Below are 14,160 nucleotides of genomic sequence, written 5' to 3' on the forward strand. Positions count from 1 at the left end.
ACGCGCGATGGTGACTGTGTCCACGGCGCCGACGCGCTCGGTCGCCGTGAACGATGGGTGTCGCGCAACCAGCCCCTCGGCGCGAGGGTGTCGAACGGTATAAGATGGGGGCACCACGCCGTCGTTCGCTTGTTGTCCCCTCTCGAGACGAGCTTCCGTCAGCCCCATGCTCAAGACTCTCGCGCCCGTCGTGGCGCTGCTCGTTTCGGTCGCGCTGTTGCTGATGGGCAACGGGCTGCAGGGCACGCTTCTGCCCCTGCGCGCCCAGTTGGAAGCGTTCGGGGCGCTGCAGATCGGCTGGCTGGGATCGGCCTATTTCGCCGGTTTCGCGCTCGGCAGTTGGGCGGGACCGCGATTCGTTCGGCGGGTCGGGCACATCCGGGCGTTCACGGCGTTGGCGGCAATCGCCTCGGCGACCGTGTTGGGCCACGCGTTGGCGATCCAGCCGGACGTCTGGTTGCCGTTGCGGGCCGTAACCGGTTTTTGCCTGGCCGGTTTGTACGTCGTCATGGAAAGCTGGCTGAACGCGCAGGCGACCAACGCCACCCGTGGGGCGATCCTGTCGGTCTACACCACGATCAACCTGACGGTGATCACGCTGGGCCAGCTGCTGGTCGCGGTGCTGGAGCCGCAGACCTTCGTGCCGTTCGCCGTTGCGGCGATGCTGATCGCGTTGGCCGGCGTGCCACTCGCGCTCACCACCTCCAAGCCGCCGGCTGGGCCGACGGCAACCGGCATCCGGCCGCTGTGGCTTTACCGCATTTCGCCGGTCGGGTTGGTCGGTTGTTTCGCTGTGGGGCTTGCCAACGGGCCGTTCTGGACGCTCGCGCCCGCGTTCGCCGTCGCCAATGGGCTGGACAGCGGCGGGGTCGGGCTGTTCATGGCTCTGGTGGTTCTGGGGGGCGCGGTCGGGCAGTGGCCGGCCGGACGGCTGTCGGACAAGCTCGACCGTCGCTACGTCATCCTGGGCACGTGCATCTTGGCGGCCGGGGCCGGGATCGCGTTGGTCGCCGCGGCGCTACACCGGCCGGCGTTGCTGCCCTATGCGGGGCTGGCGTTCGGTGCTTTTGCGATCCCGCTGTATGCGCTGTGCGTGGCGCATACGAACGACTTCGTGCCGTCCGGTCAGTTCGTTCAGGCGTCCGCTGGTTTGCTGCTGGCGAGTGCACTCGGCTCGGCGTTCGGCCCGGCCCTGGCATCGTTCGTGATGGCGCAGGCAGGCAGTGTCAGCCTGTTCGCTTTCTCCGCCGGCGTGCATCTGCTGCTCGCCGCGTTCGTGTTCGTCCGCCTGCGCACGCGCGCCGCGCCGGAGGCGAAGGCCCCGTTCGTGGCCGTGCCGCGGACCTCCACGGGGTTGAGCACGCTGGACCCACGTGCTGGCAAGCGTTAGCGGGCGCGTCCTCTTGTGCCGCGGCGTGGCGGCGCACTAGCCTTCGACGCGTTCGGCCCTACGAAACGAGTTCCCGATGACCCAGTCCGCCAACCAAACGGGCGTGTCGCCCGCGCGCGTCACGCTGCGTGCGATTTTGACCGTGTTCCTGCCGTTCGCCGGTGGCTATTACCTGAGTTACCTGTACCGCTCGGTGAACGCGGTGATCGCCGATACGTTGACGGCCGACGTCGGCCTGAGCGCGAGCGACCTGGGTCTGTTGACCAGCGCCTACTTCGTCGCCTTCTCCGCCTTCCAGATCCCCTTGGGGCTGCTGCTCGACCGCTACGGCGCGCGCAGAGTGCACGGTCTGTTGTTGCTGCTGGCCGCCGCCGGTGCGCTCGGCTTCGCGTTGGGGGAGGGGTTGTTGCAGCTGTGGCTGGCGCGCGCGCTGATCGGCCTGGGGGTCGCCGGTGGGCTGATGGCCGCGTTGAAAGCGATTACGCAGTGGTTTCCGGAACACCGGTGGCCAGTGGTTAACGGCTGCTTTCTGGCGATGGGCGGGGTGGGCGCGATGTCGGCGACCGCGCCGGTGGAATGGCTGCTGCAGGTGACCGACTGGCGCGGCATTTTCGCGGGTCTTGCGGCGGCGACGTTGGCGGTGGCGGTGTTGATCCTCTCGATCGTTCCGGACCGGCGGGACACGCATTTTCCGCAGTCGTTAAGCGAGCAACTGACGGGCGTGCGTCATGTGTTCGCCGACCGTTTTTTCTGGCGTTTGGCGCCGATGGCGTTTTTGTGCATGGCCACCAGCCTGTCGATCCAGGGGCTATGGGCTGGTCCTTGGCTGCGCGACGTTGCCGGTTTCGATCACGCGGGCGTGGCGCAGACGCTCTTCATGCTGGCTGCGGCGGTGACGGTCGGCTACGTCTTTTGGGGTACGGTGGCGGATTGGCTGAGCCGGCACGGCGTGCCGTTGACGCGCACGCTTGGCATGGGCGTGGCGCTGTTCCTGACCGCGCTTGGCTGCATCACCTTCGAACTCGACCGCACCGCCCTGTGGCCCTGGCTCTTCCTGGGTCTGATGGGGAATGTCACTGCGCTCAGCTACACCGTGGTGTCCCGGCACTTTCCGCTGGCGCTGTCAGGCCGTGCGACCACCGCGCTCAATCTGCTGGTGTTTCTCGGGGCCTTTGGGGTGCAGTCGGCGATCGGTGGCATCATCGACCTGGTCGCGGCGGGCCAGACGGACCCTTATCCGGCCGCCGCGTACCAAGTCGCGTTCGCCACCTTCCTGGCGCTCTGTTTGCTGGCGTGGCTGTGGTACCTGCTTGCCGCCCGTTTCGCGCGGGCGTAGGCAGCCCGATGGTGCCTTACGCCTCTTCGGCCAGTGGGTGGTACTGGTAGAGCCAGGTTTCGGTCAGGACCTGATCGTCGGTACGCAAGTAGCAGCGCAGTTCGATCGGGTCGGCGCCGTCGATCGTCAGGTCGAACATGGTGCGCCAGTGGCCCGGTACATCGTTCGGCACCGCTTCCGTGCGCTGGTTCGAGAAGCTGCCGCGCGAGGCGGTGAGCACCGGCTCCGGGATCGTGCCCTTGGGCAGGTCCTCCAGTGGGCCGCCCTTGAACTCGACCACGAACTTGCGTTTGTCCTTGGGGTTCGCCCGGCCAGCCTGGCCGCCATGGCCCAGCCGCGTGGCGACGCAGCGCGCCAGGTCGCTGGGATAGGGGCAGTCATCCATCCAGTACAGCTTGTAGTTCAGGTGGTATTCCGTACCCGCTCCGTGATCGCCGTCGGGGATCCAGATCGCGTTGATGTTGTCGTGGATTTCATCATCGGTCGGAATCTCGACCAGCTGAACCACGCCGGGGCCCCAGTCGTGCAGCGGCTCCACCCAACTCGACGGACGGCGATGGTAGCGTACGCCATCCAGATAGTTGTCGAACTCGCGATCCCGCTGCATCAAGCCGAAGCCGCGCGGGTTGCGGTCCTGGAAGCTGGAAATGGATATCCGGTCGGGGTTATTGAGCGGCCGCCAGATCCGCTCGCCATTCCCGGTCCACATGTACAGGCCGTCGGAATCGTGCACTTCCGGCCGCCAATCGGTCATGGTTTCCTTGCGGGTCTCGGAGAACCAGTACATCGAGGTCAGCGGGGCCAGGCCCAGCCGTTCCACCTTCTTGCGCAGGTGAAGGTTGGCCTCGATGTCCATCACCACGCCTTCGTTGCGGTGGAGCAGGAACTTGTAGGCGCCGGTGACCGACGGGCCGTCCAGCAGAGCGTAGACCGTGACGGGCTCCGCCTCGCTCGCCGCCGGCTCGAACCAGAAGGCGCGGAAGTCCGGGAACTCTTCCGCCCCCGATCCCCCGGGGTCGAGAGCGACGCCGCGCGCGGACATGCCGATCTGACCGGATTCGCCGATGCCGCGGAAATAGCAGCCGCCCAGGAAGGTCGCCCACGGCTCGACCTCGGACAGCGGCCCTTCACTGCGTGGCTGGTGCACCCAGAAGCCTGCGAATGCCGAGGGCTTTTCCGGCAGATCGGAGGCGACGTGGTCCGGGCCGACATCGAAATAGCCCGGATCGTACAGCACCTCGCGTGCGTCGCCACTGCCGGTCAGCTTGTGCATCTGCACCGTCTTGGGGAAGTACATCCCAACGTGCTGGAAGGAGATCGGATAGGCGCTCTCGGGGAAGAGCGCGTAGTTCATCCGATAGTCGAGCTTGCCGTGTGCGTCGTAGTCGATCCTCTGCACGATTTCCGGATCGGGGCGTGGCGGCGCGTCGTACGGTTGGGCGGCAAGTTCACGGGCGTGGCGCTTAAGCCACTCGTAGGAGAACGATTCCGCTGGTCCGAGCTTCAGACCGTCGGGCGCCTGGGCCTGCGCCGGGCCGGTGAACAGCCGCGCGAGGCCCGCGGCGGCGGAAAGCTGCAGCATTGTACGACGGGTCAGGCCGGTCATGGGCACCTCTTGGCTGTGCGACGAAGCGGGAGCGCCCTTGGTCGCGTCGGATATATGTCACGGACTCACGTTCTGCGAACGCCGAACGCCGCCAAGCTATCCAAGGCGCCGCCCCAATTGGGAGTGATCGTCCTGTGAGGCAGGGGCCAGCGGTGTCACAGGGGGCGGCAATCAGCGTGGCCCCCACAATGTTGGTATTATTGCGTGTATAAGTCACTGGACCGCTGTTGCGGCAATTCGGGCGGCCGCATCGGGAGTTTCTTTGGGGGATGGGGCTATTCGGATGAATTCGATTGATTCGCTATACGGACTTGCTCGTTATTGGTGAATTCCACGACCAACTTTCGACATTAACTAAAAATTGAGAGTCGAAGTATAAACCAGTTTCCGGCTGCGTGTGAAAGCGGCGCTCGGGCCCGTGTGCCCCACGCATCATCGTTCGACAAGACAGCCCGCTTGCGATGGGCGTGGCGGATGGAAGCTGGGTCAGAAAGATGCGGGGGACGTGCGTTCTGACTGACTTGGATGCGGGAGTGAAGCACCGATGAGTGGCCGGCATTCAGATATCCTGCAGTCGTTGATGCGCTTCCGGGAGAAGCATCGCCTGCTGGTCGACCTATTCCTCTATACCGCGCTCTTTGTCGTTTTACTGGTCAAACTCATTGCGATTGATGCGTTTGATCTGATGCACGAGTTCACCCGTACGCACGAGCATTGGGAGCTCGACGAAATCATCCTCGCGCTGTGGTGCCTCGCCGTCACAGCGTGCGCTTTTCTTGTTCAGCGATGGCGCTTCGATCGACGGGAGAAGCGCGCGCTGGAAGCCCGTCACCATGATCTGGAGCGTGCCGTCGAGTCCGCCCCCTATGCGGTCATGATGACCGACACCGCGCTCGAGCAGCCGGGTCCGCGCATTTTGTACGTCAATCGCGCGTTCGAGGAGATGACTGGCTGGTCCCGTACCGAAATTCTCGGGCGTACGCCACGGGTGCTTCAAGGACCGAAAACCGATCGCCGAGTTCTGGCAACCCTCGCCGCAAACCTGCGTGCGGGGCGGACTTGGCACGGCGAGGCGGTCAACTACCGCCGCGATGGCCGCCCGTTCAATATGGCCTGGTCGGTTTCGGCGGTGCGCGCCAGCAGTGGCGAGACGCTGCGCTACATGGCCATCCAGCGGGACGTCACCGAGCAGCGGAAGACGCAGGCGGCTCGCGACCATCTCAGCGCTCTGGTCGATCGCCTTATGGAAGCGGCCTCGGAAGGCATTCTCGTCGCTGACAAGGACGGCCAGATCGTTCATTTCGGTGCTGGGGCCGAGAAGATATTCGGATGGTCCAGCAGTGAGATTGTTGGCCAGTCGGCGAGTGTTCTGATCCCAGAGCGCCGGCGTAGCATCTATCCCGACGCCGCCAGCATGTTCGAGCAGAACGTGACGCAGTCGGGCGTTCGGGGCAGGGCGGATAACTTTATCGGCCTTCGCCGCGATGGTCAGGAATTCCCTGCTTCGGCCACGATTTCCCACCTGCTTTGCGAGGAGAATCAAGGCTACGCCGTGATTTTGCGCGATCTCACGCAGCAGCGTCTTGCGGAACGTGCCCTCCGCGAGAGCGAGCGGCGTTTCCGCGCGCTTTTCGACAGGGCATACCAGTCCATTTTCTTGCTCGATATCCAGGGGCGGGTTCGTGAGTTGAATGCGACGGCGCAGGCCGCCCTTGGTCTATCGTCCGTGGCGCAAGGGGGGATGCCCTTCTGGGACCTGTCGTGGTGGGTCCATCCCGACGACGCGAAGAGCCGCCTTCAGGACGCGGTTGGCCGGGCCGCCGGAGGCGAGACCGTGCGTGTGGTGATGGCGACATCGAGCCCTGAGGGGACGGAACGTATGCTCGATTTGTCGCTTAAGCCCGTTCGAGGCGACGATGACGGTGTGACGATGCTGGTCGCAGAAGGGCGTGACGTCACGGAACTGCTGCAGCATCAAGCCGAACTGGAACGCAGCGCAGCCCGCATGCGCAACGCCCAGCGCATCGGCCGGATGAACAGTTGGTTCTATGACCCGGTCGAAGATGTTTACTACGTTGATGGCAGTGAGAATACGCTCTTCGATTTCTCGATTTATGGCGACCGGATTGACGGGCCGGAGGCCAGGAGCTGGACGGCTCCCGAGGATCGCGAGCGGGTTGAGGCGGCCTTTTGGAACTCCTTGGCGACCGGGTCGGTCTACGACGTTGAACACCGGGTGTGTCTGCCAGGCGGAACATCCGCCGTTGTGCATGTCCGTGCGGAGGCCATCCGGAAATCGGATGGAACCGTCGAGGGCCTAGTCGGCGTTGCTCAGGATATTACCGAGCAACACAAGACTCAGCAGGAGTTGATCGACGCCCGGAACGCCGCCGAGGCCGCCAGTGAGGCGAAGTCCCGGTTTCTCGCGACGATGGGACACGAGCTGCGTACGCCGCTCAACGCCATCAACGGCTTCGCGCAACTCATGTCCAGTGAGATCTTCGGGCCGATCGGAAACGAGAAGTACACCGAATACGCGCGCCATATCCATGAGAGCGGCGAACATCTTTTAGAAGTCATCAACAGTATCCTCGATGTCTCGCGCCTCGAACGGGGAACCTTGGCGCTTGTTGAAGAGACGTTCGCAATTGCCCCGGTTATCGAGAGTGCCGTTGCGTTGCTGCAGCCCGCTGCTGCGGCCCGGGAGGTGCGGCTCGATGTCCACGTTGCGAATACGAGCATGCTGCGGGCAGACAAGCGTTTGATTAAGCAGGTGATCTTGAACCTGGTGAACAACGCCGTGAAGTTCTCTTATCCCGGCGGACGAATCTCGATTGACGGCGCGGTGCGCGATGACGGGGGTTATTTAATTGCCGTGACCGACCATGGTGTCGGCATTCCGCAGGAAGCCATGGACAACGTTATGCTGCCGTTCGTCCAGGCGGACGATGCCCTGCATCGCCGTCACGAGGGGATCGGGCTCGGTCTGTATTTGGTGAAAGCCTTCCTGGATCTGCACGGCGGTCAGGTGCACCTCGAAAGTGTGCCGGATCAGGGGACGCGGGTTACGGTTGTGCTCCCGGCGTGGCGGGTCCGGACGATCCGGATGGCAGAGACAGTCGAATCTGAATATATCACCTAATCTTTGGTATATCGCGCCTATTCGTAGCGATATACGCGCCAAAATATACATCACCCAAATGATATCTAGTAAATAGGCGCACTTTCGGGGCGGTTACCCTGAAATTTAATCAGTTGATAACGAGCGCATGGTTCACTTGACAGTGTGTCCAGTTGCAATTCGGGCGCGACCATTAAGTCAAGGAGTAGCACAGTGGCCGAGAAACATCGCTCACGAGGGTTGGTAAGAGGGTTGATGTGCGTCGGCCTTCTTTGCGCGACGGCCGTTGGGGTGCCTTCCGCCCAGGCGGAGGAAATCCCAAAGCGTCTGGTCGAAGAGGTCCAGAGCTGGAGAGATCATCCGACTGTCTTGATCACCCTGCGGGATAGGAAAGCCAAGGCAGCCGCGATCAGTCAGGCCGACATCGATGCTTTGGACGCCGAATGGCGGCAGCAGCGGGAGTCCCAGAAGCGGCCGTTGATCGCCCAGGTCGTGGGGGCGCCGCTGTCGAACTTCCTTCTGCACAAGCAGGTGGAAGCCGGTGGTCAGTTCATCGAGGTCTTCGTGATGGACGTTCGTGGGCTCAATGCCGGCATCAGCTCGGTCCCCTCGGACTATTGGCAGGGCGACGAGCCCAAGTTCCAGAAGACCTTCGGCGTCGGGCCCGATGCGGTCTACTTCAACGACGTCGAGGTGAAGGACGGCACCGGACATCGGGCCCAACAGGTCAGTGTCACCGTGACCGATCCCGACACGGGCGAAAAGCTCGGGGCCATCACCGCCGAAGTCAATCTCGACATCGCGGCCCTTTATGCCCGATCTGCCCAGCGCTGAGGCGTGGGTACTATTTCCTCTAGGTTGGTGTGAGCAAGAACCATGCTTGGAAAACTGAGAGACCTTGGCGTCGCGAAGAAGATTCTGCTCGCATTCGGTCTAACTTCCATCGTAACGGCACTGTGCCTCGCGTTTATTGTGATGCAGATCAACCGTGCGGACCGAATGCAGGCTGAGACCGCGCTTACGATGGAGCGCCTCGACGCCCTTGATGCGATCGGAACGGCCGTAACCGACCAGCAGAACGGCGTCCGCGGCTTTGTCGCCAGTGGCGACCCGGTTGATCTCGATCCCTACCGCGACGGGCGGGAAACCTATAAGGCTGAGATGGCCCATCTGCGCGCCATGGTGCCGGCCGACGATCCGCTTCGCGCGCGCCTCGGCGAGCTCGATCAGGCGATTGCTAAGTGGCGCGCCGAGGCAGCCGAACCGCAGATTTCGCTGATGCAGCACCCGGACACGGTGTCGCAAGCCCGTGCGCTTGGGGCGACAGGTGCGGGCGCCGCCGAGATGAACGCGTTTAACACGTTGCTGACAGATTTGACCGGCGCGGCGGCTACGGCCGTCGAGGACCGCAGCGAAGCGCAGCATACGGCGTTCGTGTGGACATATTTCGCCGCAGCCATCGGCGGCCTGCTTGCCCTGGCGATCGCCGGGGTGATGGGCGTGTGGCTCTATCGCGGTCTTGGCGGGCCGGTTGTCCGCATGACCGGTGCCATGCGCGCACTTGCCGATGGCAACAATGCGGCGATCATCCCGGATACCGATCGCCGCGATGAGATCGGTGAGATGGCCCAGGCCGTGGACGTCTTCAAACAGGCGATGGAGCGCAACGCCGAAATGGCGCGCGAGGCGGCCGAGCAGCAGGAGAAGCAGGCGGCGCGCGGGCGCAAAGTCGAAGAGCTGACGAAGAATTTCGACGCGGCGATCGGCGAGCTTCTGAAGACCCTCGATAATTCGACGAACGAACTCTCGACCAGCGCCGACAACATGTCCTCGGTGGCGGAAGAGACGACCCGCCAGTCGACCTCGGCCGCGTCGGCTGCCGACCAGGCTTCCGCGAACGTCAACGCGGTGGCGAGTGCGACGGAGGAGCTCTCCTCCTCGATCAAGGAGATCAGCCGTCAGGTCGCGCAGTCGGCGCGCCTTGCCGACGACACCAGCCAGGAGGCGGGTGAGGCGAACACCGTGGTCTCGAAGCTGGACTCCAACGCGCGCGAGATCGGCGACGTCGTCCAGTTGATCAACGACATCGCGGAGCAGACCAACCTGCTGGCCCTGAACGCGACGATCGAAGCCGCCCGTGCGGGTGATGCCGGGAAGGGCTTTGCCGTCGTCGCACAGGAGGTGAAGTCCCTGGCGAATCAGACCTCCAAGGCGACGGAGGAGATTGGTCGGCAGATCAACGGCATGCAGTCGGCGACCTCCTCCACGGTTTCGGCATTGCAGAAGATCATCACCCGGATCAGCGAGATGCACGAGATCACCACCACCGTCGCCTCGGCTGTGGAGGAGCAGGAAAGCGCCACCGGTGAGATCGCCCGCAACGTCGAGCAGGCGGCAGAAGGCGCGAATGAGGTCTCCCGCAATATCTCTGGCGTCAGCGAAGCTGCATCGACCGGAGGCTCGTCAGCTAATCAAGTCCTGCAAGCGTCGAACGATCTGAAGGCCGAGGCTGAACGCCTCCGCTCGGAAGTCGATACCTTCCTGCAGGAAGTTCGGGCGGCTTGATCTAAGCCAAGACCCCGCGATGGAATAGCAAGCCTGACGTCGCACTTAAGGTGGCGTCAGGCTTGTCTTTTTTGCGCTGACCTCGACGCGCTTATGTCCTGACCGCCGGCGTGTTGAGGTCGGGCCTTGACCGCGGCTCTATCGACGTTGGCAGAGCCCGCGGTGTCGGGTGCACCCTTTAATTGACTGCCCGTGTCCGGGCGTATCGGCCCCCCACGAAGGTATCGAAGAAGTCGCCCAGTTCCGGGTGGTCGACCTGCTGGCCGGTGTCGTCGGGTTCCAGATGGCGTTCGGCGACGTAGGTGCGGTGCGTGGCCTCGTGGACCAGCACATGGTACCAGGGCTTGTCTTTGGGCGGCTGGCTGCGGGCCATCACCTGATACCATTGCTCGCTGCCGCGGAACTCGGGGTCGACGTCGACGATAACCCCGCGGTAGCCGAACTTCGTGTGGTGGATTATCTGGCCCACGTTGAACTTTGCCTGCTGCTCGCTCATACCTCTTGCCGTTTGCGTTGGGTGTGTGCCGCGTGATCCTTGTCCAGTTCAGGTAGGTGCCGCTCGGTTGCCTTGCCAGATTGCTGGTCCAGACGGTTGCGTTGCGGCCCCAATCCGCAAGTCCAGTCCACGATCCAGGAGCGACGTGACGTGTCCGCCCTGTCCGACCATGCCAAGGGGCTTGTGATCACAGCCCTGGGTGTTCTTGTGCTGTCGCCGGACGCGCTGCTGCTGCGTCTGCTCACGGTCGATCCTTTTACGACCGTGTTCTGGCGCGCGCTGTTGATGGGAATCACCTTGGCATCGGTGCTGGCGCTGGTCTACCGCGGCCGGGCGGATCGGGCTGTGCGCGCGGTCGGCGGCTGGGGGCTGATCTCCGCGCAGATCTACGCGCTCAACATGATCAGCTTCGTTTACTCGATCCATCACACCTCCGCCGCCAACACGCTCGTGATCATCGCTGCCGCGCCGTTGTTCGCCGCGATTCTGAGCCGCGTCTTCCTGGGCGAGGGCGTGCGCCCGGAAACCTGGGCGGCGACCGTGATCGTGCTGGGCGGCATTGCGGTGGTGTTCTGGGACGGCCTCGCCCAGGGAACCTGGAATGGCGACCTGGCCGCGTTGGTGACCGCGCTGTGCCTGGCCAGCAACTTCACCATCCTGCGCCATCGCAAGCACATCGACATGGTCCCGGCGACGGCCCTCGGTGGCTTCATCGCCGCCGGTGTCCTGTTGCTGATCGGAGCGGCTACGCCAGGGAGCCCGAATGGGCAGGACTGGTTGGTGCTGGCGCTGCTCGGTTTCTTCGTCGTCCCGGTCGCCTTTGGGCTGATCACGATCGGCCCACGCTACATCACCGCGCCCGAGGTCGGCCTGTTGATGCTGCTGGAAACGGTGCTGGGTCCGCTGTGGGTTTGGCTCGCGCTGGGCGAGCGGGCGAGCGCGCTGTCTTTGACGGGTGGGGGCATCGTGCTGGTGACGTTGGCGATCTACTTCACCTGGCGCCTGTACGGGCGGCGCGCCGTTGCGGCTGCGGACTCTTCCGGGTAAACTACGACATCTGGGGGCGCAAACGGGGGAAGTAACTAAATGACGGCTATCACGCCATTGCCGCGGGTCGGTGGCCCGCACGTGATCGTGCTCGGCAACGAGAAGGGGGGCTCCGGCAAGTCGACCACCGCGATGCACCTGATCGTGGCGCTATTGAAGGCCGGCCACAAGGTCGGGGCGGTCGATCTGGATGCCCGTCAGGGCACGCTGTCCCGGCAGGTGGAGAACCGCCGCACCTTCGCCCAGCGTAACGACCTGAAGCTTGAACTGCCGGAGTTGCGCACGATCGACCGGGCGCGGGAAGCCGGCACCCGTGCTGACGCGGAAGCGGCCGAACGCGAGGCTCTTTCCGCGGCGATGGACGATCTGGCGAACTGCGCGTTCGTGGTGATCGATACCCCGGGCAGCGATAGCCATCTTTCGCGCCTTGGCCACACGTTGGCGGACACGCTGGTCACGCCGCTCAACGACTCCTTCCTCGATCTCGATCTCTTGGCGCGGATCGATCACGACGCGAAGACGATCCTCTCGCCCAGCGTCTACTCCCAGATGGTCTGGGAGCAGCGTCAGGCACGCGCCCAGGCCGGTGGCCGCCCGATCGACTGGATCGTCATGCGCAACCGCCTGAGCCACCTGGACGCGCGCAACAAACGCGACGTCGGCCGTCTCTTGGAACAGTTGGCCAAGCGCATCTCCTTCCGCATCGCACCGGGTTTCGGCGAGCGGGTGATCTTCCGCGAGCTGTTCCCCAAGGGCCTGACCCTGCTCGACCTGCGTGAGAGCGGAACCGGCGTGAATATGACGATGTCCCACATGACCGCCCGGCAGGAGGTCCGCGCGCTACTCGCGGAGATCGGTCACGGCACCGAGGCGGCGCTGACGGCCGCGGAGTAGGCTGGACCGCTGGACGGTTCCCCCGCGCGCGCCTACCTATCTTCATAAAGGCCAATCGTCAGCGTGAGGGCCCATCCCATGGCGCGGGATCAGAAGAACCGGCCGGCGACCCGGTCGGACGGCGGCACACCGCAGACCGGCGGGGACAGTTCCGGCGACGTGCAGGCGTTCCTGGATCAGGTTCGCAGTACACCCACCGTGCGTAAGCCGGGGGAGGTCGGCCGGCTGATCTTCGCCATGGATGCCACCGCCTCGCGCGAGCCGACCTGGGACCAGGCGATGCACACCCAGGCGGAGATGTTCCAGGAAACCAAGGCGTTGGGCGGGCTGCAGGTGCAGCTCGCCTATTATCGCGGCTTCGGCGAGTTCGAGGCGAGCGACTGGTACGTGGATGCCGACGCGCTGCTGAAGCGTATGACCGGCGTGCGCTGCTTGGGCGGGCGGACCCAGATCGAGAAGGTGCTCAAGCACGCCCGCAAGGAGGCGCAGGCGCGGCGGATCAACGCGGTCGTCTTCGTCGGCGACTGTATGGAGGAGGATGTTGATCGCCTCTGTCATCTTGCGGGCGAGTTAGGGCTTCTGAAGGTGCCGGTGTTCGCCTTCCACGAAGGCCGCGACCCGGCGGCACGTCACGCCTTCGAGCAGATCGCGCGCTTGAGCGGCGGGGCCTGCTGCGCCTTCGACGCCTCCGCGGCGAAACAGTTGCGCGAGTTACTGGCCGCCGTGGCGGTGTTCGCCGCCGGCGGGCGGCGCGCGCTGGCCGACTATTCGACGAAGCGCGGCGGCATGGCCAAGCTGCTGACCCATCAGATCAAGTGAGCCGGCGGTCGGAGACCGTTCGCGCCGCTGACGTCGAACGTTTAGGGACGCCGTCGTGATCGCCTATTTCCTGCTCGGCCTCGGCCTGTTGGTCGGCATCCTGCTGCTGCTCAAGTGGGCGAGCGAGGCGGAGCCCCGGCAGATCCTGAAGGCGCTCGCCTGGGTGGGCGGCATTCTGGGGGTGATCCTCGGCCTGTTTCTGCTGTGGGCGGGGCGGTACCAGCTGGCCTGGATCGCGTTACCGGCCTTGTTCGCGCTCATGAGTCGCTGGCGCCAGATCAAGAGCGTGCTGCGCAACGCCCGCGGCCCTAGCCCAAGCCAGTCCAGCGCGGTCGAAACCCGGTTTGTGCGCATGACCCTGGAACACGAGACCGGGGTGATGTCGGGCGAAGTGTTGGAGGGCGCTTACGCCGGGTGTCGCGTGGAAGACCTGTCCCTGGCGCAACTGGTCGAGCTGTGGCGCGCGGCGCAGGCCGAGGATGCGCAGTCGGCGGCGGTGATCGAGGCCTACCTGGACAAGGTACATGGCGAGGATTGGCACGACGTAGCCGACGCGGATGCGGGAGACGGCGGGGCGCGCGCCGGCGACAGCGCTGCCGCCAGGCGCGGCGGCGGGGCGATGACGCGGGAAGAGGCGTTGGAGATCCTGGGGCTGGAGGAAGGCGCCAGCCGCGCGGATATTCAGCACGCCTACCGAAGTTTGATGAAGAAACTGCATCCCGATGCCGGCGGCTCTGACTGGTTCGCTGCCAAGCTGAACGAAGCCAAGCGCGTGCTGATCGGCGACTGAAACTTGAGGCCCCGGCGGCCCCCGTGGCCGTTGCGTGGCGCACCTTGCGGTCCAGGGGGGCGTATGGCATCAACCACCGTGACGAGAAGGCGGGAA

At 64.5% G+C, this 14,160-nt stretch carries 11 protein-coding genes; 9 read left to right on the plus strand and 2 right to left on the minus strand.

Going from position 1 to position 14,160, the window contains the following annotated elements; all coding sequences use genetic code 11:
- Positions 1–166 precede the first annotated feature (166 nt).
- Both RHOSA_RS21125 and RHOSA_RS0107405 read left to right on the plus strand, forming a co-directional pair.
- Positions 167–1,390 carry an MFS transporter gene (locus RHOSA_RS21125; RefSeq protein ID WP_037255878.1) on the plus strand — a complete coding sequence of 408 codons (1,224 nt, stop codon included), beginning with the start codon at positions 167–169 and terminating at the stop codon, positions 1,388–1,390.
- Between the two features lie 76 nt (positions 1,391–1,466).
- Complete coding sequence (locus RHOSA_RS0107405; RefSeq protein ID WP_051431915.1) at positions 1,467–2,726, plus strand: MFS transporter; 1,260 nt, start codon at positions 1,467–1,469, stop codon at positions 2,724–2,726.
- 16 nt (positions 2,727–2,742) lie between these two features.
- On the opposite strand, the gene RHOSA_RS0107410 is transcribed toward RHOSA_RS0107405, so the two are convergent.
- Complete coding sequence (locus RHOSA_RS0107410; RefSeq protein ID WP_027288171.1) at positions 2,743–4,332, minus strand: OpgD/OpgG family glucan biosynthesis protein; 1,590 nt, start codon at positions 4,330–4,332, stop codon at positions 2,743–2,745.
- A 544-nt stretch (positions 4,333–4,876) separates the two neighbouring features.
- On the opposite strand from RHOSA_RS0107410, the gene RHOSA_RS24100 reads away from it, so the two are divergent.
- From RHOSA_RS24100 to RHOSA_RS0107425, 3 genes are all read left to right on the plus strand, one after another.
- The gene (locus RHOSA_RS24100; RefSeq protein ID WP_051431916.1) at positions 4,877–7,474 is read left to right on the plus strand and encodes a PAS domain-containing sensor histidine kinase; all 2,598 of its coding nucleotides are present in this window, start codon (positions 4,877–4,879) and stop codon (positions 7,472–7,474) included.
- A gap of 234 nt (positions 7,475–7,708) precedes the next feature.
- Positions 7,709–8,287: a hypothetical protein gene (locus tag RHOSA_RS21135; RefSeq protein ID WP_051431917.1), complete on the plus strand. Its 579-nt coding sequence runs from the start codon at positions 7,709–7,711 to the stop codon at positions 8,285–8,287.
- 165 nt (positions 8,288–8,452) lie between these two features.
- On the plus strand, positions 8,453–10,018 hold the full coding sequence (locus RHOSA_RS0107425) for a methyl-accepting chemotaxis protein (RefSeq protein ID WP_169816608.1): 1,566 nt from the start codon (positions 8,453–8,455) through the stop codon (positions 10,016–10,018).
- A 178-nt stretch (positions 10,019–10,196) separates the two neighbouring features.
- Here the strand turns inward: RHOSA_RS0107425 and hspQ are convergent, their stop codons facing one another.
- Entirely contained in the window at positions 10,197–10,514 is a 318-nt protein-coding gene (hspQ, locus tag RHOSA_RS0107430; protein ID WP_027288173.1) for a heat shock protein HspQ, read from the minus strand.
- Between the two features lie 150 nt (positions 10,515–10,664).
- On the opposite strand from hspQ, the gene RHOSA_RS21140 reads away from it, so the two are divergent.
- The 4 genes from RHOSA_RS21140 (at position 10,665) to RHOSA_RS0107450 (ending at position 14,064) form a co-directional block, all read left to right on the plus strand.
- Positions 10,665–11,561, plus strand: coding sequence for a DMT family transporter (locus RHOSA_RS21140; protein ID WP_051431919.1), 897 nt, complete (start codon positions 10,665–10,667; stop codon positions 11,559–11,561).
- A gap of 39 nt (positions 11,562–11,600) precedes the next feature.
- Positions 11,601–12,455 carry a division plane positioning ATPase MipZ gene (locus RHOSA_RS21145; RefSeq protein WP_051431920.1) on the plus strand — a complete coding sequence of 285 codons (855 nt, stop codon included), beginning with the start codon at positions 11,601–11,603 and terminating at the stop codon, positions 12,453–12,455.
- A 78-nt stretch (positions 12,456–12,533) separates the two neighbouring features.
- Positions 12,534–13,274 carry a vWA domain-containing protein gene (locus tag RHOSA_RS0107445; RefSeq protein ID WP_027288174.1) on the plus strand — a complete coding sequence of 247 codons (741 nt, stop codon included), beginning with the start codon at positions 12,534–12,536 and terminating at the stop codon, positions 13,272–13,274.
- Between the two features lie 55 nt (positions 13,275–13,329).
- Positions 13,330–14,064: a DnaJ domain-containing protein gene (locus RHOSA_RS0107450; RefSeq protein ID WP_027288175.1), complete on the plus strand. Its 735-nt coding sequence runs from the start codon at positions 13,330–13,332 to the stop codon at positions 14,062–14,064.
- Positions 14,065–14,160 lie beyond the last annotated feature (96 nt).

It is taken from the genome of Rhodovibrio salinarum DSM 9154 (assembly GCF_000515255.1).
GTDB lineage: Bacteria > Pseudomonadota > Alphaproteobacteria > Kiloniellales > Rhodovibrionaceae > Rhodovibrio > Rhodovibrio salinarum.